A 17230-nucleotide genomic window follows, 5' to 3' on the forward strand; every position below is an offset into this window, starting at 1 on the left:
CGCAATCAGTCGCTCGGCAGCTCCACCCGCAGCGCGGCCGCCGCGCGGATCGCCTTGGCCTTGGCCGCCTCAATGCTTTCGTCGCGCGCCAGCGTCACCGCCATGCGCCGACGTCCATGCACCGCCGGCTTGCCGAAGATGCGCAGCTGGGTGTCCGGCTCGGACAACGCCTCGGCCACGCCGAAATACTGCGGCGCCGCGCCCTCGCCTTCGACCAGCTTGGCGCAGGATGCGGATGGACCAAGCTGGCGGATCAGCGGAATCGGCAGGCCGAGGATCGCCCGCGCGTGCAGGGCGAACTCGGACAGATCCTGCGAGATCAGCGTGACCAGGCCGGTGTCGTGCGGGCGCGGGCTCACCTCGGAGAAGATCACCGTGTCGCCCTTGATGAAGAACTCCACGCCGAACACGCCCCGGCCGCCCAGCGCCGCGGTGATCGCCTCGGCCTGGCGCTGCGCCTCGGCCAGCGCCGCATCGCTCATCGGCTGCGGCTGCCACGACTCGCGGTAGTCGCCGTCTTCCTGGCGATGGCCGATCGGCGCGCAGAACGCGGTGCCGTCGCGATGACGCACGGTGAGCAGGGTGATCTCGTAGTCGAAATCGACGAAGCCCTCGACGATCACCCGCCCCTTGCCCGCGCGACCGCCGGCCTGTGCGTAATCCCACGCCGCCTGCAGCGCCGCGGCATCGCGCACCACGCTCTGGCCCTTGCCCGAGGAGCTCATCACCGGCTTGATCACGAACGGAAAGCCCAGCGCCTCGGCAGCCGTGCGGTACTGCGCCTCGTCATCACAGAAGCGGTACCGCGAGGTCGGCAGCTGCAACTCCTCAGCGGCCAGCCGGCGGATGCCTTCGCGGTCCATCGTCAGCCACGCGGCGCGCGCGGTGGGAATCACCTTCAGCCCGCCCTTTTCCAGCTCCACCAGCGTGGGCGTGTGGATCGCCTCGATCTCGGGCACCACCAGGTCCGGCTGCTCGGCCTCGATCACTGCGCGCAGCGCGGCGCCGTCGAGCATGTCGATCACGTGGCTGCGGTGCGCCACCTGCATCGCCGGCGCGTTGGCGTAGCGGTCCACCGCGATCACCTCCACCGCATAACGCTGCAGCTCGATCGCCACCTCCTTGCCCAGCTCGCCCGAACCGAGCAGCAGCACGCGCAGGGTGCGGTTCGAAAGCGGCGTGCCGAAAGGCTTCATGCGGGGTCTCCAGGGCGGTCGATCCGGCATTGTAGTTGGCGCCTCCCGCGGCGACCCAACGGCGCGGCCATCTGACGCCAGTCACTTGTACTTGATATCAAATTGATATCCAATACTCGCAAATTGGGAGGCAAGATCATGAACGAGAGCAAGGGGTTTTCGATCGCGGGCATTCCGTTTGTCGTGGTGTGCCTGGTGCTGGCGGCGATTGGCGTCAGCCAGCTGGTCGGTTTGAAGTCGGGGGTGGAGCCGGGCACGCACTTTTTCGTCGGGGTCGGGCTGCTGGTGCTGACGGCGTTCTTCCTGAAGGGCTTCTTCCAGGTGGCGCCCAACGACGGCCAGGTGCTGCAGCTGTTCGGCAAGTACGCCGGCACGGTGCGCGACGAGGGCCTGCGCTGGACCAACCCGTTCTACAGCCGCCGCCGCGTGTCGCTGCGCGTGCGCAACTTCGAGAGCGGCAAGCTGAAGGTGAACGACAACGACGGCAACCCGATCGAGATCGCCGCGGTGGTGGTATGGCAGGTGCTGGACACTGCCGAGGCGGTGTTCTGCGTGGACGACTACGAGAACTTCGTGCACATCCAGAGCGAGTCGGCGCTGCGCCAGATGGCACAGAACTATCCCTATGACGCGCACGACGAGAAGAAGCCCTCGCTGCGCAGCCATGGCGAAGTGATCAACAACCACCTGCGCGACGAGATCCAGGCGCGGCTGGAGAAGGCCGGCGTGCAAGTGATCGAGGCGCGCATCAGCCACCTCGCCTACGCGCAGGAAATCGCCCAGGCGATGCTGCAGCGCCAGCAGGCCAATGCCATCGTCGCCGCGCGCGAGCGCATCGTCGAAGGCGCCGTGGGCATGGTCGCGATGGCGCTGGACAAGCTGCGCGAACAGGGTGTGGTCGAGCTCGACGAAGAACGCAAGGCGGCCATGGTCAGCAACCTGCTGGTGGTGCTGTGCGGCGATCGCGCCACACAGCCGGTGGTCAACGCCGGCAGCCTGTACAACTGAGGAGCACGACGATGACCGTCCTTCCCGTGATGATCGTGCTGTTCGTCGTGGCGCTCGCGTCGCGCCGACGCACCACCCGCTGAGCGCATGGCGGCCGAGAAAAAAGCCTATCCGCTGCGGATCAGCGCCACCGTGCTCGAAGCGGTGCAGCGCTGGTCCGAAGACGAGCTGCGCAGCGTCAACGCGCAGATCGAGTACCTGCTGCGCGACGCACTGCGCAAGGCCGGGCGACTCAAGCCGGGCAAGCCCGAACCGGTGGATGACGACGAATAGCGCGCAGCGTCCGAATCAGGCGAAGTCGCGACGCCCGCGACTCAGCGCGATGCCAGGGTGCCCGCACGCAGATCGGGCAGGCTGAGCAGGGTCGGCCGACCCTTGGCGTCCTGCAGCAGCAGGCGATCGCCAAACGAGGCGATGCTGTCGACCCGGCCCACGCCGTCATCGCTGCCCAGCCGCTGCAACGGTGCGCCCGTCGTGGCGTCGTAGACCACCAGCTCGTGGGTACCGCGGTCGGCGACCAGCAGCCAATCGTGGCGGCCGTCCTGCCAGTGCACGAGGGAGTTCACGATCGGGCGTGGACTCGCGGCTCGATCCCGGTCACCGCCGGTCAGCATCGCCAGGCAGGCGCCGACAAGCAGCAGCACCGCCATCGCGCCGCGATGACGGCGCAGGTAGCGGGCGGGCGACGACTCGACGACGTTCGACAGCGTGCTCATGCGCGCAGCCTGCCGCGCGCAGGTGACACCCGCATGACGCCGGGCGCCCGCATGGGTCGCGAGGTTCAGCCGCCGTCGACAGGCCGGCGCAGGGCCATGGCCAGCGCCACCCAGCCGACCACGAACCCCAGGCCACCCAGCGGCGTGATCGCCCCGAACCAGCGCGGCGCACCCAGCGCCATCGCGTACAGGCTGCCGCTGAACAGCGCGATGCCGATCGCAAAGGCGAGCACCGCCACGCGCCCGGCGCGACCGCGTCCGGCATGTACCGCCAGCGCCAGGGCCAGCGCGTGCCACAGCTGGTACTGCGTCGCGGTCTGCCACCAACCCAAGGCCGAGGCGTCCAGGTGGCCGCGCAATGCGTGGGCGCCGAATGCGCCCAGCAGGACGCCGCTGGCGCCGGCGAACGCGACGAGCCACGGGCCGGATCGGGTGGCAGGTTGTCGCATCATCAGACGATTTTCTCCGGGGTGAAGGTAGCTGCGGACCCCGTGTCGTATCCTTGCGCGATGGTCCTTTCCCATCTTCGCATGAGGGCGCGTCGCGCCATTCCGTGGCTTGCCGGCTCGCTGCTATTTGCCGCAGCGCTGCTGCTGGCCGGCTGCCAGCGCGGCGAGCCGCTGCCGTTCCGGCTCACCCAGGTGACCGGCCACATGCCCGACCTGGATTTCAACCTGGTCAACGACCAGGGCAAGCCGGCCACCGGTGCGGACTACCGCGGCAAGGTGGTGCTGCTGTACTTCGGTTACACCCATTGCCCCGACGTGTGCCCGCTCACCCTCGCCCACCTGCACGTGGTGATGCAGCGGCTGGGGCCGCTGGCCGATGGCGCGCGCATCCTGTTCGTGTCGGTCGACCCGGCGCGCGACACGCCCGAGGTGATGCACGCCTACGTCAACGCGTTCGACAAGCGCGCGGTCGGTCTTACCGGCAAGCCGGGCGACATCGAGGCGCTGAGCAAGCGTTACCGCTCCGCGTTCAGCCGCGAGCCCGATCCGGGCGACGGCAACTACGAAGTGAGCCACAGCTCGGCGATCTACATCTTCGACGCGCAGGGCCATGCGCGCCTGCTGTCCACCCCTGCCGATTCGCAGGACGACCTGGTCCACGACCTGCACCTGCTGCTCGCCCCCGGAGCCCAACCATGATGCCTCGTCCCCTGCCCCTGCTCATCGCCGCCGGCCTGCTGTTCGCCGGTGTCGCCCACGCCGGCCAATCGGCCCATGTCCACGCCGACAAGGCGTGGATCCGCGTGCTTCCGGCCGGCCTGCCCGCGGGCGGTTACGTGACCCTGCACAACACCGGCGATACCGCCGTGGCGCTCACCGGCGCCAGCAGCGCGCGCTACGCCCACGTGATGCTGCACCAGAGCACCACCGAGGGCGGCATGGGCCGCATGAGCATGATCGATCAGTTGGCCATTCCGGCCCACGGCAGCGTGGCGCTGGCCCCGGGCGGCTATCACCTGATGCTGATGCAGGCGACCAAGGCCGTGAACGCCGGCGAGACCGTGCCGGTCACGCTGGACTTCGCGGACGGCAGCCATTTGCCGGTGGATTTCCTCGCGCGCCCCGCGAACGCGGTCGATGCGGGTGACGCGGCGCCGGCCGGCATGGACCCCGCCATGCCGATGGGCCACGGCAGCGCGATGCCGCACGGCCACTGAGCCGGAGAGAGACGGGTCAGCTCGCGCCGCGCGCCGTGGCTCTCGCGGCGGCGGCGCGGCGCCGATCATCGCTTTCACGGCGGATGCGCCCGCTGCGCGACAGCCTCAGCCACTGGCGCAAGGCCAGCAGGCCACCGATCGATTCGATGATGGCCGCCGGCACCCACATGATCACGCCGCCCACCAGCTGGCCGGTGAGCACGTTGAAGGTGAAGGCGCGGCCGCAGATCTCGAAGATGGGGTAGAGGTCGGTCTTGGAGAACGTGACGATGGCGCCAGCCAAGATCTGCGGCGTCATGGTGATGCCCGGCGACAGCACGCGCAGGCCGGGCGTCATGCGCCCGGGCGGGCGCGGCCGGTGATCCAGCACCAGCCACCAGTAGATGAATCCGCTGATCACCATCGACCAGTTCATGAAGCGGTAGATGCGCCAGTCCAGCATCGCCAGCGTCTGCATGTGCGGAATCAGCCAGACCAGGATGAACGCCACGAAGGTAAGCGTGGCGAATGCCGGATTGAGCAGCACCGCGCTGGCGACGCGCGCCGGCCACGTACGCTGCGCGGCGCGCAGGCGAACGCGCAGCGGCAGCGACAGCCCCGCGCGCAGCACCGTCCCCGGATACGACGCGATGATCAGCAGCGGCGCCAGGTGATGCAGCAGCACCTGCTGGATGCGGTGCATGAAGAACTCATGCTCGGCGTAGTAATCAAAATACGTGTGCAGCGACAGGTAGATCATCACCATGCCGGTCCAGAACGACAGCTGCCGGCCGCGACTCACCTGCAACCGCGCCGCGCCACGCACGTACAGCAGGCAGGCCACCACGAACGTGGCCAGAAACAGCCACGAGAATTCCCACGGCACAATCCATTTCAACAGCGTCGACATCACGGGCACGACCCCGGCCGGACAGCGGCCAAGCGCGTCAGCTTAACCGCCACAACGCCCACGCTCGCGCGACAGATTGCCACCCTCAGACACGCCGGCGGCTGCGCCGGGTGCGCCGCCAGCCGTAGAGCAGACCAAGCAGCGTCACCAGCGCGGGCACCACCACGATGTTGATGAACTTCAGGCGCAGGCCCAGCGCATCGATCTCGGCGTTGAGCTGGTGCTGCACATCGCGCAGCTCCTTGCTGATCGCCAGCTTGCGCTGCAGGAACTGCTCGATCTCGCGCTTCTGCTCCGCGCTGGCCTGGCCGTCGCGGCCGCCGCGCGCCGGCTGCAATTCGTCCAGCCGGGTGCGCGTCTCGGCCAGCTCACGTTCCAGCTCCTGCTTCTTCAGCAGGAACTTCTGGTCGGCCGCGCTTTGCAGCGCCTGCACGCGGGTGAACGGGCGCTGCGAGGTGGAACGGCCGCGGATCGACAGCAGCGCCGAGGAGCCGCTGAGGTTGTCCACCAGGTTGGTGATGAAATCGCCGTTGCTGGCGAAGGCGTTGAGCATCGGCTGGCCGAGGAAGCTCTGCGTGTCCACCCACAGGCGATCGGTGAGCAGATCGGTGTCGGCCACCAGGATCACCTCCGCATCCGGCGCCGATTGGGCCAGGTGCGTAGGCGAGGCGCGCTCCGGGAACGCGCTGGCCAGCGTGCCGCGCAGTCGTGCGGCGAGCACGTAGTGCGCGTTGTCGGCGGTGTAGTCGCGCAGCAGCAGCGATGGATCGCTGGCGGTCTCGATCACCCGCTGCACCGGCACCACGTGGGCATCCACGCTGGTCTGCAGCAGCGGCACCAGCCGCGTGGTGGCATCCGGCGCGAGATCGAAGTAGCCGGCCGAGGACAGGTCGATCTGCTGCAGGCTGGCGGTGACCGCGTCGCCGCGGTTGAGCTCCTGCCCGCCCAGGCCGAGCATCGCCGGATGGTTGAAGCTGGTCTCGCCGAGCTCGATCTTCAGCGCGCGCGAGCGGTCGAGCACCACCTTGTGGTCGTCGTAGACCACGCCCCAGGCCTTGAACAGACGCGGCAGGTCGGAGTTGTGGTCGTCGGTGACGCCGGTGGAGGCATCGACGAACGGCGTGCTGTCCAGCTCGGCATCGGGGTCGACGAACACCACCAGGTGGCCGCCGCCGAGCACGTACTGATCGAGCGCGTAGAGCGCATCGTCGGACAGGTGCTTGGGATGCACCAGCAGCACCACCGGCAGATCCTTGCCGATCCGGGTGAGCTTGGCCGGATCGAGCGTAGTGATCGAGAACAGCTGCTGCAGCTGGCCGAGCACCGTCCACGCCGGTTCGCCGATCACCGGATTGCCGGCCATCGGCAGCGAGCTGATCAGGCCGATGCGCGGCTTCTCCGTCTCGTTGAGTTCGTAAAGAAGTTTGGCGATGTCGTATTCGAGAAAGGTCTCGCGCGCCGGATCGAAGAACGGCACCGACAGCGTCTTGCCCTCGGCGCCATCGGGCGTGCCATCGGCCGGCAGCGTGGTGCCGACCAGGCCGAAGAACACGCGCTCGCCGTTGCTGCCGCCGCTGAGCGGCGTCAGCCCGTTGCCCTCGGCGCTCGCCTCGTCGTCGGAGTACGGCACCGGATCGACGACCTGCAGGTGCAGCTTGCCGGAAGAGCGCGCCACCATCTCCTGCAGCATCTCGCGTACCCGCTGCTCGTAGCTGCGCAGCTGCGGCAGGTCGCGAGCCGCATGGTCGGAGAAATACAGCGTCAGGCGCAGCGGTCGCTGCAGGTGTCCCACGATCTGCACAGTGCCGGGCGTCAGCGTGTACAGCCGGTCCGCCGTGAGATCGATCCGCGGCACATGCACCCAGCGGCTCAGCGCCAGCGCGCCGCCGATGAACACAAGCACCAGCGCGGCCAGCGTGGTGGCCAGGCGCGAGCGTCGACCGAAGGTCCAGCGGCGCACGCTCAGCGACTCCGCCGCAGGTCGAGCAGCAGCACGCCGGCGGTCAGCCAGGCCACCATGCTGAGCGCGAAGTAGGCCAGGTCGCGCAGGTCGAGCACGCCGCGGGCAATCGCCTCGAAATGGCGCAGCATGCTCAGATGCGCCACGCCGTTGACCAGCCGGCGCGGCAGCGCCTCCTGGAAGAAGTCGATCACCTGCGACTGCCCGGCCAGCAGCAGCAGCACGCAGACCAGCGCGGTGAGGATGAAGGCCACCACCTGGCTCTGGGTGAGCGCCGACAGGCACGCGCCGATGGCGAGAAAGGCGCCCGCCATCAGCCAGCTGCCGAGGTAGCCGGCGAGGATCACGCCGTTGTCCGGGTCGCCCAGGTAATTGACGGTGATCCAGATCGGAAAGGTCAACGCCAGCGCCAGCCCCACGAACAGCCATGCGGCGAGAAACTTGCCGAGCATCGCCTGCCACAACCGTACCGGCAGCGTCAGCAGCAGTTCCAGCGTGCCGGACTTCGCCTCTTCGGCCCACAGCCGCATCGACACCGCCGGTACCAGGATCAGGTACAGCCACGGGTGCATCGCGAAGAACGGCTGCAGGTCGGCCTGCCGCCGCTCGTAGAAGTCGCCGCTGTAGAACGTGAGGATGCCCGCCAGCACCAGGAAGATCACCAGGAACACGTAGGCCACCGGCGTCACGAAATAGCTACGCAGCTCGCGCCGCACGATGGCCTGCACCGGGCTCATGCGGCGAGCTCCGGCGTCGTGGTGATGTGGCGGAACACCTCGTCGAGCCGGCCGCGTTCGAGCTGGATCTCGGACACTTCCAGCCCCTGCGCGCGCAGCAGCTGCTCCACCGCTTCGAGGATGCGCTCGCCCGGCTTGGGGAACACCGTGATGCGCCCGTCCAGCGGATCGACCTCGATCGCGGCGACCTGCGGCAGCCGCCCGAGCATCTCCTGCGACACCGCACTGCCCGGGGCGCTGAAGGACACTGCGCCGTGGTAGCGCGAGCGCTGCTCCAGCTCCGCCGGCGTGGCGTCGGCGAGCAGACGCCCACGGGCGATGATCACCACGCGGTTGCACAGCGCGTGCACTTCCTCCAGCAGGTGGGTGGACACCAGGATGGTGCGCTCGCGCGCCATCGCATCGATCAGCTGGCGCACCGCGTGCTTCTGGTTGGGATCCAGGCCGTCGGTGGGTTCGTCCAGCATCAGCACCGGCGGATCGTGCAGGATCGCCTGGGCCAGGCCCACGCGCCGACGCAGGCCCTTGGACAAGGTGTCGATGCATTGCTCCAGCACGTCTTCGAGCTGCAGCCTGGCGATCACTTCCTCGAAGCGCTGGCGTCCGGTGCTGCGCGTCAGTCCGCGCATGCGCGCGATGAATACCAGGAACTCGCGCACCGTCAGCTCGCCGTAACTGGGCGCACCCTCGGGCAGATAGCCCAGCGCACGCCGGGCCTCCTGCGGTGCGGTAAGCACGTCATGGCCGCACACCCGCGCCGTACCGCAGGTCGGCGCCAGGAATCCGGCGATCATTCGCATCGCGGTCGTCTTGCCGGCGCCATTGGGGCCCAGCAGCCCCAGCACCTGCCCAGGCTCGGCACGGATGCTCAGCGCGTCCACCGCAGTGAACCTGCCGTAGCGTCGGGTGAGCTGGTCGGTTTCGATCATCGGAAAGCCGGTGGCGGGCGTGGACGTGGCCGCACGGGCCAACGGACGGAGAGCGCGACGGCGGCGCCGCGCCGTGCAATGTACCGCAAGGGGGCGCGAAAGTTCGGCACGCCCTCCGTGCACGGCATGCGACCGCCCACAAAAAACCCCGTCCGCGAACGGACGGGGTCGGATGACTCGCGCCGTTCGGCTTACTTGCCGGCGCTGGCGGCCTCGGCCGGCGCGGCAGCGGAGCCGGCGGCAGCCGGAGCTGCACTGCTGGACGATGCGGCAGGAGCCTGGGCGTCGTCGAGCGTCGGCGGCTGGATGCCCGCCTCCTGTTCCGGCGTCTGCTCCGGCGCATCGCTCAGCGGCAGGTACACGTCGTAGCGCGCGTACTGCGTGACGGTGTTGTTGGTGTCGATCTGCTCCGGGCGAGCCAGGATGTCGTAGAAGCGGTTGACCACGGTGTCGTACTTGTAGCCGTGGGTCTGCGCATACGCCTCCAGCTCGTCACGGGCCTGCGGCACGCCGGCATAGGTGCCGGTCCACTCGCCCTTCAGTGCCGGACCGCCGGCCATCATGGTGGCGCGGACGTCCTGGTCGATGATCAGGCGGCCGTACTTGTCCATGCTGCCCGGTGCATTGGCGGCAACGGCCGGAGCTTCGGTCGACGCGGCGCTGGCCGGAGCGGCGGCGGACGCCGCCGCGGCCGGATCAGCGGGGGCCTTGGCTGCGGCTTCGGCCGTCAGGTCGTGGCTCTGGCCGGCCACCGTGAGGGTGGTGGCGTCGATCGGCAGGGCGATGTCGAAGGTGAAGGTCTGGTCGCCGTAGTTGTTCACCACGAGGATGCGCGGACCGGTCACGTTGACGTTGAGCTTCTTGGCGGTGTCCTGCAGCAGCTTGACGGCGGCATCAGTCGCCTCGGTCAGCGCATCCAGGCCGCCCTCGCGCTCGATCTTGGTGGAAACCACCAGCACCGGCGTCGGCTTGGTCTGCTCGATGTACGGCACCAGATCGCCGTAGTCGACATTCTTCACCGAGGCCAGCATGTTCTGCAGGCCGGTCAGGCTGTACTGGATGAAGGCATCCGGCGCGCCGTGGATGTAGAGGTTGGAGTAGCGGTTCAGCAGGTTGAAGCCGTACTTGACGTCATACGCCCAGGTGACCTTGGTCAGCTTGTGCGTACGGCCTTCGCGCTCCAGGTCCAGCGTGAAGTGCTTGTCGCTGCCGCGCCAGTCGCCGTCGAGGTTCCAGACGATCTGGGCGCTGTTGACGGTGGAGTCGATCTTGTTGAACTCCGGCGTGGCGCTGGCGATGGTCAGCTTGCCGCTGCCGGCCTTCTTCGGTGCACCGGTCCAGCTGATCTCGGCGCCCGGGCCGTAGGCCTTGCCCGAGAGGTCGTACTTGATCGTCGGATCGCTGCCGGTCAACTCGGCGTAGTCGCTGAAGCGACGGAAATTGTTCAGCACGTCATAGACCTGACGGATGTCCTTGCCGATCACCAGCGACCTTTCCACATGGCCGCTGCCGGGCATTGCAATGCCCACCACCACAGCCAGCACGGCCACGATGACCAGGGCCATAAGTAATTCAAGAACACGCATCATTCCAAGGTTCTCCGGGCGTATCTACGCAGCACTTGATGGCATCGCCGCTACCGCCGGGAAGACTTCCCTCGGAAACCTGTCACAGCGGGGGAGGACGCATGCCGAAGCGACGGATGTTACTTGCTCGCGCCGAGGAACGCCATCTGCGGGCGCAACACGCGCCGAAGGGCCGGAAACGAGGCTGTACGAGGCCCCGCGCCCTGTGCAACGAACGTCACATGCGTGGCCGAATGGACGGCCGAACGTCCTTGCGGCTCAGACGATGCCGAGCTCCAGCGCCTTCAATACGGCGCGGGTGCGATCGCGCACGCCGAGCTTGGAAAGGATGTTCGAGACGTGGTTCTTCACCGTGCCCTCGGCCACCTTCAGCGAGTTGGCGATCTCCTTGTTGGAGTAGCCGCCGGAAAGCAGGCGCAGGATCTCGGTCTCGCGCTCGGTGAGTGGGTCGGGCTGCTCAAGGCTGGTGAACTGGTTCTGGATGCGCCCGACCCCGGCGAGCAGACGCTGGGTGACCATCGGCGCCACCAGCGAGCCGCCGGCAGCCACGGTGCGCACCGCTTCCACCAATTGCTCCAGCGATACGTCCTTGAGCAGGTAGCCGCGTGCGCCGGCCTTGAGGCCCTGCAGCACCAGCTGGTCGTCGTCGAAGGTGGTGAGGATGATCGTCGGCGGCAACTCGTTGCGCGCCGACAGCGCCTGCAACACTTCCAGGCCGCTCATGTTGGGCATGCGCAGGTCCAGCAGCACCACGTCGGGCTTGATCCGCGGGATCTCCAGCACGGCTTGCGCGCCATCGGCGCATTCGGCGATCACGCGAATGTCTTCGGCCAGGTCAAGCAGTGAACGCACCCCCTGGCGTACCAGGTTCTGATCGTCGACGAGACAGACAGAAATCATTGCGGATCCTCAGAGCGTGGATAACTGTGCAGGCCCCCGGGCAAGCCTGGTGCCGTGGCAACACCGCAGTCCCCCTGCGAGGCGACATTCTGGCATGCCGCCGGGCCGGTCGAACGCGTGCATGGACTCATGGCAGGCTCAGTGCCGGCGGCTCGAAACGGGTGGGCGCATGGGCCAGCGCGCTGGCTTCGCCCAGCGGCAGGCGCACGGTAAGGGCAAAGCCCTGCATGGCACCGGTGTCCACCATCACGCTGCCACCGAACTCCGCCAGGCGCTCGCGCATGCCGCTCATGCCGTTGCCTGGCGTGTAGTTGGCGGCACCGCGGCCGTCGTCGCGCGCGTGCAGGCCGAGCATGCCGTCCTCCGCATAGGCGAAGTGCAGCCACAGGTTGCGCGCGCCGGCGTGGCGCGCGGTATTGGTGATGATCTCCTGCGCACAGCGCAGCAGCACCTGGGCGCGACGCGGGTCTTCCACGCTGAAGCGCGGCGGCGTCTGCACGTGCACGTCCAGCCCGGGCACGCCTTCGATGAGGCTGCGCAGCGCTTGGGTCAGGTCGATCGCGTCGTCCTGGCGCAGCTCGCTCACCGCCTCGCGCACGTCCGAGAGCAGGTGCTTGGCCGTGGCCTGCGCCTTGCGCACGTGCTCGGCGGCCTTGTCGTTGGTCAGGTGGCTGGCCACTTCCAGATTGAGGCTGAGCGCGGTGAGGTGGTGCCCGATCAGGTCGTGCAGCTCGCGTGCGATGCGCATGCGCTCGGCGATGCGGGTGGATTCGGCCAGCAGGGCGCGCGTGGCGCGCAGCTCGGAATTGAGCCGCCGCTGCACTTCGCGCTCCTCGGCCTGCTGGGTCGCCACGGTGGAGGTGATGAACACCAGCGCCGACAGCCCCAGGTACATGCACACCTGCAGAATGGCGGTGCCCACCGTCCAGCCCTGGTAGCTGGCGATCACCGGAATCAGCAGCAGGTTCTGCGCCAGCAGCCACACCAGCCCCGCCGCCACGGGCAGCTGCCACGGCAGCACCACGGCAATCACCAGCATCAGCATCGCCGACAGGCCGCTCTGGCTGAACCAGCCCACCGCCACGGCCGATACCGTGATCAGCACCAGCAGCGCAAGCTTGGCCGGCGTGCGCAGCGAGCGGTTGGGCTCGATCTGGCTGTGCCGGGTGAGCAGCACGTAGGCCGCCCCGAACAGCAGATACGACAATATCCAGCCGGACAGCGTGGGGTTGCTCCACCACGCGCTGACCTGCGCCAGGCTCCAGTTCCCCGGCCACAGCGGCAGGCTCACGCACAGGTACGTGAACAGGCCGGTGTACCGGAGGACGCGGACGTGGTTGAACTGGAACCAGGGCATGAGCGGCATCATAGGCCGGCGCGCGGCGCCCGCAATGCGCGAGAAGTCACGACTGCCGGCGACCGCGGCTTGCCGGCTTTACAGCGGCTTTACATCGTCCGCGGCGGGTGTGAGGGGGGCGGGCGCATGTCATAATGCGCCGCCCTGCCGGCCCGCCAGCTGGCAAGGCACCCTCTTCGATACCCAAGCGGAGCAACGAATGGCCCTTGCCATCCGCGACGTGCGCGAGCACGACCTGGATGCCGTACTGGCACTCAACAATGCCGCCGGCCGCTCCATCCTCGCCATCGACGCGGCCCAGCTGCGTTTCTTCTACGAGCATGCGGATTACTTCCGCGTCGCCGAGATCGACGGCGAGCTCGCCGGCTTCCTCATCGCCATGCGCGAGGGCCGCGACTACGAGAGCCCCAACTACCGCTGGTTCTCCTCGCACTACCCGCAGTTCCTCTACATCGACCGCATCGTGATCGCCAACGCGTTCCGCCGCCACGGCCTGGGACGCATCTTCTACTGCGACGTTACCAGCTACGCCGAAGTGCGCGTGCCGCTGCTCGCGTGCGAGGTTTTCCTGGAGCCGCGCGACGACGTGGTGGTGCTGTTCCACGGCACCTACGGCTTCCAGGAAGTCGGCCAGCAGCGCATGGGCGATTCCGGTCCGCAGGTCAGCCTGCTGGCCAAGGACCTGCCGAGCTACGGCTACGTGCGCGACACCTACCTCGAACACGGCCAGCTGCCCGCCGAACCCTGGCTGGCCGAACGACTGCACCCAACGACCGAACCCCACGCATGAACGCCAAGATGGATACCTCCGACGCCTGCGACCTGCGCTTTGGCCAGGTCGGCATTGCCTGCGTGCGCGTGCGCCGCCCCGATGCCGCAGCGCTGTGCGACGAGCTGGAGCGCCGCGTGCGCGCGGCACCGCAGCTGTTCTCCCGCGCCGCGGTGGTGCTGGATCTCAGCCATCTGCTGGACCTGCCCGACGACGGCATCGTCGACGCCCTGCTCGAAGCCGTGCGCACCGCCGGCATGCTGCCGGTGGGCCTGGCCTACGGCACCAGCGAAACCGAGGCACTGGCCAGGCGCATGGGCCTGCCGCTGATCGCCAAGTTCCGCGCCGCCTACGAGCCGGAGGCGGGCAACGTCGCCCCGCCGGCGACGGTGAGCGCGGAGCCCGCCGTTGCCGCAGCGCCGGTGCGTGAACCGATCCACGCGACATCGCCGACAAACGGACCGGCGCTGGGCGCGCAGCACCACGACGGCGCGGTGCGCTCCGGGCAGCAGGTGTACGCACGCGAGCGCGACCTCATCGTCACCGGCGCCATCGCCAACGGCGCCGAAGTGATCGCCGATGGCAACATCCATATCTACGGCGGCCTGCGCGGCCGCGCCATGGCCGGTGCCCAGGGTGACGAGAAGGCGCGCATCTACGTGTCCGACTTCCGCGCCGAACTGGTGGCCATCGCCGGCCACTACCGCGTGTTTGAACAGATCCCCAAGGATCTGGAAGGCCAGTCTGTGCAATGCTGGCTCGATGGTGAAAAATTGATGATCGCGCGGCTCTGAATCCTCCGGGCCGGACGATCCACTAGAACAATAACGAATACCCGGGAGATGAACCCTTGAGTGCACAGATCATCGTTGTCACGTCCGGCAAAGGCGGCGTCGGCAAGACCACCACCAGCGCCTCGCTCGCCACCGGCCTGGCCATCGCCGGCAAGAAAGTCGCGGTGATCGACTTCGACGTCGGCCTGCGCAACCTCGACCTGATCATGGGCTGCGAGCGCCGCGTGGTGTACGACTTCGTCAACGTGGTGCACGGCGAGGCGACGCTCAAGCAGTCGCTGATCAAGGACAAGCGCTACGACAATCTCTACGTGCTCGCCGCCAGCCAGACCCGCGACAAGGATGCGCTGACCCAGGAAGGCGTGGAGAAGGTGCTGCAGGGCCTGTCCGACGAGGGCTTCGACTACGTCGTGTGCGACTCGCCCGCCGGCATCGAGAAGGGCGCGCACCTGGCGATGTACTTCGCCGACCACGCCGTGGTGGTAGTCAACCCGGAAGTGTCTTCGGTGCGCGATTCAGACCGCATCCTCGGCCTGCTCGCCAGCAAGACCCGCCGTGCCGAGCGCGGCGAAGGCGCGATCACCCAGCACCTGCTGCTCACCCGCTACAACCCGGGCCGCGTGGCCGCCGGCGAGATGCTCAGCGTGAAGGACGTCGAGGAAATCCTCGGCATCAGCGTGGTCGGCGTGATCCCCGAGTCGGAGAACGTGCTGGCCGCCTCCAATGCCGGCGTGCCGGTGATCCTCGACGAAAACTCGATGGCCGGCCAGGCCTACAGCGACACCGTCGCCCGCATCCTTGGCGAAGAGAAACCGCTGCGATTTACCGAAGTGACCAAGAAGGGCTTCTTCCAGCGCGTGTTCGGGAGCTGATCGGCATGGGTATCCTCGATTTCCTCAAGCGCAAGCCCGAAGCCACGGCCAATGTCGCCAAGGAGCGGCTGCGCATCATCGTGGCGCAGGAGCGCTCCACCCGCGGCGCGCCCGACTACCTGCCGATGATGCGCAACGAGCTGCTGGAAGTGATCAAGAAATACGTGCAGGTGGACATCGAGGCGATCTCGATCAATCTCGAGCACGACAGCGGCCACGAGGTGCTGGAGCTGTCGGTCGCCCTGCCCGACGGCAAGCCCGGCGCCGCCGGCTGAACCACGCGCTGCGCGATCGTCACCCGCACGGCTTGCGGGTGACCCGCTGACCGTCATGCATCCCATCGACCCCACTCACGCCCCGTCTTCCGGCGAGGTGCTGCGCCTGGCCGATCTCGGCGAGGCACCGGCCGCAGTACTGCTCGCGCGCTTCGGCCTGCAGTTGCAGCGCGTGGCCGACGGCGCGCCGATCCCCGGCAGCTTCTGGGGCGACGAGGAGGCCGGCATCATCGGCACCACCGTCTACGCTCGCGGCGACACGCCGGTGCATTCGCTGCTGCACGAGGCCTGCCACCTGATCGTGCTCCCGCAAGAGCGACGCGCGGCGGTGCACACTGACGCGACCGACTCCATCGAGGAAGAGGACGCCACCTGCTACCTGCAGATCGTGCTGGCCGACCAGCTGCCTGGCGTCGGCCGCGATCGCCTGATGGCCGACATGGACGCCTGGGGCTACTCGTTCCGCCTCGGCTCGACCCGCGCCTGGTTCGAGCACGACGCTGAGAACGCGCGCGACTTCCTCCTCGCACGCGATCTGCTCTGACAAAAAAGCCCGGCCGGAGCCGGGCTTTTTATCGCAGCAAGACAGCGCTTACGGGCGGCGCGCCAGCTCCGGGTTTTCCTTGGTGACCGGCATCAGGTCCTTCTTCGACACGCCCAGCCACAGCAGGATCGGGCTGGCGACAAAGATCGACGAAAGCGTACCGACCACGATGCCGATCAGCATAGTCACCGCGAAGCCTTCCACCGCCGGACCGCCGATGAAATACAGCGCGGCCATGGTGATGCCGGTGAACAGCGAGGTGATGATGGTGCGCGACAGCGTGGTGTTGATCGAGCGGTTGAGGATCTCCTCCGGCTCGGCCTTGCGGGCCAGGCGGAACAGTTCGCGGATTCGGTCGAACACCACCACCTTGTCGTTGATCGAGTAACCGATCACCGCCAGCACCGAGGCCAGCACGGTGAGGTCGAACTCGCGCTGCACCAGCGCGATCACGCCCAGCGTCACCAGCACGTCGTGCACCTCGGTGACCAGCGCGGCGATCGCGAAGCGGCGCTCGAAGCGCACCCACAGGTACAGGCCGATGCCGATGATCACGAAGATCGCGGCGATCGAGCCGTCGCTCTTCACCTCGTCGCCTACCGCCGAGGTGACGAAGCTGTGGCTGGTCATGGTCACGCCCGGATTCTCGGTCTTCAGCGCGGCGAGCACGTCATTGGCGACCTTGTCGGCCTGCACCGAGCCGCTGGCCTTCTCGCCCTTTTCGCCCTTGTCGCCGGTGTCTTCTTTCGCCTGCAGGCGAATCGACATCTGACGCGAGCCACCCAGGCTCTGCACCAGCGGATTCTCGAAACCGTGCTTCTGCAGCGTGGCGCGCACCTGGCCGACATCGGTCGGCTGCGCGTAGGCCACTTCCACCGAAATGCCGCCGGTGAAATCGAGCGCGTAGTTCAGGCCCTTGGTGGCGATCAGGCCGACCGAGGCAATCATCAGCAGCACGGCGATGCCGATGCTGTACTTGCGCATGCCCAGGAAGTTGACGTTGGCGTTGTGGTTGAAGATTTCCATGATTCT

At 67.8% G+C, this 17230-nt stretch carries 20 protein-coding genes; 9 read left to right on the forward strand and 11 right to left on the reverse strand.

Annotation, left to right across the window (positions count from 1 at the left end; genetic code table 11):
- Positions 1–5: 5 nt before the first annotated feature.
- Positions 6–1196, reverse strand: a complete 1191-nt coding sequence (gene purT / locus ISP17_RS07375; RefSeq protein WP_404631629.1) for a formate-dependent phosphoribosylglycinamide formyltransferase — start codon at positions 1194–1196, stop codon at positions 6–8.
- A gap of 138 nt (positions 1197–1334) precedes the next feature.
- On the opposite strand from purT, the gene ISP17_RS07380 reads away from it, so the two are divergent.
- Both ISP17_RS07380 and ISP17_RS07385 read left to right on the forward strand, forming a co-directional pair.
- Positions 1335–2204 carry an SPFH domain-containing protein gene (locus ISP17_RS07380; RefSeq protein WP_404631631.1) on the forward strand — a complete coding sequence of 290 codons (870 nt, stop codon included), beginning with the start codon at positions 1335–1337 and terminating at the stop codon, positions 2202–2204.
- A gap of 87 nt (positions 2205–2291) precedes the next feature.
- On the forward strand, positions 2292–2477 hold the full coding sequence (locus ISP17_RS07385; protein WP_404631633.1) for an Arc family DNA-binding protein: 186 nt from the start codon (positions 2292–2294) through the stop codon (positions 2475–2477).
- A gap of 41 nt (positions 2478–2518) precedes the next feature.
- Here ISP17_RS07385 and ISP17_RS07390 read toward each other — a convergent pair whose 3' ends face one another.
- Complete coding sequence (locus ISP17_RS07390) at positions 2519–2920, reverse strand: hypothetical protein (RefSeq protein WP_404631635.1); 402 nt, start codon at positions 2918–2920, stop codon at positions 2519–2521.
- Between the two features lie 65 nt (positions 2921–2985).
- On the reverse strand, positions 2986–3369 hold the full coding sequence (locus ISP17_RS07395) for a DUF423 domain-containing protein (RefSeq protein ID WP_404632667.1): 384 nt from the start codon (positions 3367–3369) through the stop codon (positions 2986–2988).
- An 81-nt stretch (positions 3370–3450) separates the two neighbouring features.
- On the opposite strand from ISP17_RS07395, the gene ISP17_RS07400 reads away from it, so the two are divergent.
- Entirely contained in the window at positions 3451–4068 is a 618-nt protein-coding gene (locus tag ISP17_RS07400) for an SCO family protein (protein ID WP_404631637.1), read from the forward strand.
- Positions 4065–4586, forward strand: a complete 522-nt coding sequence (locus ISP17_RS07405; RefSeq protein WP_404631639.1) for a copper chaperone PCu(A)C — start codon at positions 4065–4067, stop codon at positions 4584–4586. The genes ISP17_RS07400 and ISP17_RS07405 overlap by 4 nt, the downstream gene beginning before the upstream one ends.
- Positions 4587–4602: 16 nt before the next feature.
- Here ISP17_RS07405 and ISP17_RS07410 read toward each other — a convergent pair whose 3' ends face one another.
- The 7 genes from ISP17_RS07410 to ISP17_RS07440 form a co-directional block, all read right to left on the reverse strand.
- The gene (locus tag ISP17_RS07410) at positions 4603–5475 is read right to left on the reverse strand and encodes a cytochrome c oxidase assembly protein (protein WP_404631641.1); all 873 of its coding nucleotides are present in this window, start codon (positions 5473–5475) and stop codon (positions 4603–4605) included.
- 85 nt (positions 5476–5560) lie between these two features.
- Positions 5561–7435 carry a Gldg family protein gene (locus ISP17_RS07415; RefSeq protein ID WP_404631643.1) on the reverse strand — a complete coding sequence of 625 codons (1875 nt, stop codon included), beginning with the start codon at positions 7433–7435 and terminating at the stop codon, positions 5561–5563.
- Between the two features lie 2 nt (positions 7436–7437).
- On the reverse strand, positions 7438–8172 hold the full coding sequence (locus ISP17_RS07420) for an ABC transporter permease subunit (protein WP_404631645.1): 735 nt from the start codon (positions 8170–8172) through the stop codon (positions 7438–7440).
- Positions 8169–9101, reverse strand: coding sequence for an ABC transporter ATP-binding protein (locus ISP17_RS07425; protein WP_404631647.1), 933 nt, complete (start codon positions 9099–9101; stop codon positions 8169–8171). The genes ISP17_RS07420 and ISP17_RS07425 overlap by 4 nt, the downstream gene beginning before the upstream one ends.
- A gap of 191 nt (positions 9102–9292) precedes the next feature.
- Complete coding sequence (locus ISP17_RS07430) at positions 9293–10666, reverse strand: polyketide cyclase (RefSeq protein ID WP_404631649.1); 1374 nt, start codon at positions 10664–10666, stop codon at positions 9293–9295.
- A 279-nt stretch (positions 10667–10945) separates the two neighbouring features.
- Entirely contained in the window at positions 10946–11587 is a 642-nt protein-coding gene (locus ISP17_RS07435) for a response regulator (protein WP_404631651.1), read from the reverse strand.
- 127 nt (positions 11588–11714) lie between these two features.
- On the reverse strand, positions 11715–12944 hold the full coding sequence (locus ISP17_RS07440; RefSeq protein WP_404631653.1) for a sensor histidine kinase: 1230 nt from the start codon (positions 12942–12944) through the stop codon (positions 11715–11717).
- A 199-nt stretch (positions 12945–13143) separates the two neighbouring features.
- Here ISP17_RS07440 and ISP17_RS07445 point away from each other — a divergent pair, with 199 nt between their 5' ends.
- From ISP17_RS07445 to ISP17_RS07465, 5 genes are read left to right on the forward strand one after another with little or no spacing between them, the layout of a single operon-like run.
- A complete protein-coding gene (locus ISP17_RS07445) occupies positions 13144–13734 on the forward strand; it encodes a GNAT family N-acetyltransferase (RefSeq protein ID WP_404631655.1) in 591 nt (196 codons plus the stop codon).
- Positions 13731–14507, forward strand: coding sequence for a septum site-determining protein MinC (gene minC / locus ISP17_RS07450; RefSeq protein WP_404631657.1), 777 nt, complete (start codon positions 13731–13733; stop codon positions 14505–14507). The genes ISP17_RS07445 and minC overlap by 4 nt, the downstream gene beginning before the upstream one ends.
- A 56-nt stretch (positions 14508–14563) precedes the next feature.
- Entirely contained in the window at positions 14564–15379 is an 816-nt protein-coding gene (gene minD, locus ISP17_RS07455; protein ID WP_404631659.1) for a septum site-determining protein MinD, read from the forward strand.
- 5 nt (positions 15380–15384) lie between these two features.
- Complete coding sequence (gene minE / locus ISP17_RS07460; protein ID WP_404631661.1) at positions 15385–15654, forward strand: cell division topological specificity factor MinE; 270 nt, start codon at positions 15385–15387, stop codon at positions 15652–15654.
- Positions 15655–15709: 55 nt separating this feature from the next.
- On the forward strand, positions 15710–16198 hold the full coding sequence (locus ISP17_RS07465; RefSeq protein ID WP_404631663.1) for a hypothetical protein: 489 nt from the start codon (positions 15710–15712) through the stop codon (positions 16196–16198).
- A 48-nt stretch (positions 16199–16246) separates the two neighbouring features.
- Here ISP17_RS07465 and secF read toward each other — a convergent pair whose 3' ends face one another.
- A complete protein-coding gene (secF, locus tag ISP17_RS07470; protein WP_404631665.1) occupies positions 16247–17224 on the reverse strand; it encodes a protein translocase subunit SecF in 978 nt (325 codons plus the stop codon).
- Between the last annotated feature and the right edge of the window lie 6 nt (positions 17225–17230).

The organism is Dyella ginsengisoli (genome assembly GCF_044904665.1).
GTDB lineage: Bacteria > Pseudomonadota > Gammaproteobacteria > Xanthomonadales > Rhodanobacteraceae > Dyella_A > Dyella_A ginsengisoli.

Coding starts and splice junctions, on each gene's coding strand:
- ISP17_RS07400 (WP_404631637.1), top strand. CDS start 3,451: ATGAGGGCGCGTCGCGCCATTCCGTGGCTTGCCGGCTCGCTGCTATTT.
- minC (WP_404631657.1), top strand. CDS start 13,731: ATGAACGCCAAGATGGATACCTCCGACGCCTGCGACCTGCGCTTTGGC.
- ISP17_RS07465 (WP_404631663.1), top strand. CDS start 15,710: ATGCATCCCATCGACCCCACTCACGCCCCGTCTTCCGGCGAGGTGCTG.
- ISP17_RS07425 (WP_404631647.1), bottom strand. CDS start 9,101: ATGATCGAAACCGACCAGCTCACCCGACGCTACGGCAGGTTCACTGCG.
- ISP17_RS07435 (WP_404631651.1), bottom strand. CDS start 11,587: ATGATTTCTGTCTGTCTCGTCGACGATCAGAACCTGGTACGCCAGGGG.
- minE (WP_404631661.1), top strand. CDS start 15,385: ATGGGTATCCTCGATTTCCTCAAGCGCAAGCCCGAAGCCACGGCCAAT.
- ISP17_RS07405 (WP_404631639.1), top strand. CDS start 4,065: ATGATGCCTCGTCCCCTGCCCCTGCTCATCGCCGCCGGCCTGCTGTTC.
- ISP17_RS07385 (WP_404631633.1), top strand. CDS start 2,292: ATGGCGGCCGAGAAAAAAGCCTATCCGCTGCGGATCAGCGCCACCGTG.
- ISP17_RS07430 (WP_404631649.1), bottom strand. CDS start 10,666: ATGGCCCTGGTCATCGTGGCCGTGCTGGCTGTGGTGGTGGGCATTGCA.
- ISP17_RS07440 (WP_404631653.1), bottom strand. CDS start 12,944: ATGCCCTGGTTCCAGTTCAACCACGTCCGCGTCCTCCGGTACACCGGC.
- purT (WP_404631629.1), bottom strand. CDS start 1,196: ATGAAGCCTTTCGGCACGCCGCTTTCGAACCGCACCCTGCGCGTGCTG.
- ISP17_RS07445 (WP_404631655.1), top strand. CDS start 13,144: ATGGCCCTTGCCATCCGCGACGTGCGCGAGCACGACCTGGATGCCGTA.
- ISP17_RS07395 (WP_404632667.1), bottom strand. CDS start 3,369: ATGCGACAACCTGCCACCCGATCCGGCCCGTGGCTCGTCGCGTTCGCC.
- ISP17_RS07420 (WP_404631645.1), bottom strand. CDS start 8,172: ATGAGCCCGGTGCAGGCCATCGTGCGGCGCGAGCTGCGTAGCTATTTC.
- ISP17_RS07410 (WP_404631641.1), bottom strand. CDS start 5,475: ATGTCGACGCTGTTGAAATGGATTGTGCCGTGGGAATTCTCGTGGCTG.
- ISP17_RS07390 (WP_404631635.1), bottom strand. CDS start 2,920: ATGAGCACGCTGTCGAACGTCGTCGAGTCGTCGCCCGCCCGCTACCTG.
- ISP17_RS07380 (WP_404631631.1), top strand. CDS start 1,335: ATGAACGAGAGCAAGGGGTTTTCGATCGCGGGCATTCCGTTTGTCGTG.
- secF (WP_404631665.1), bottom strand. CDS start 17,224: ATGGAAATCTTCAACCACAACGCCAACGTCAACTTCCTGGGCATGCGC.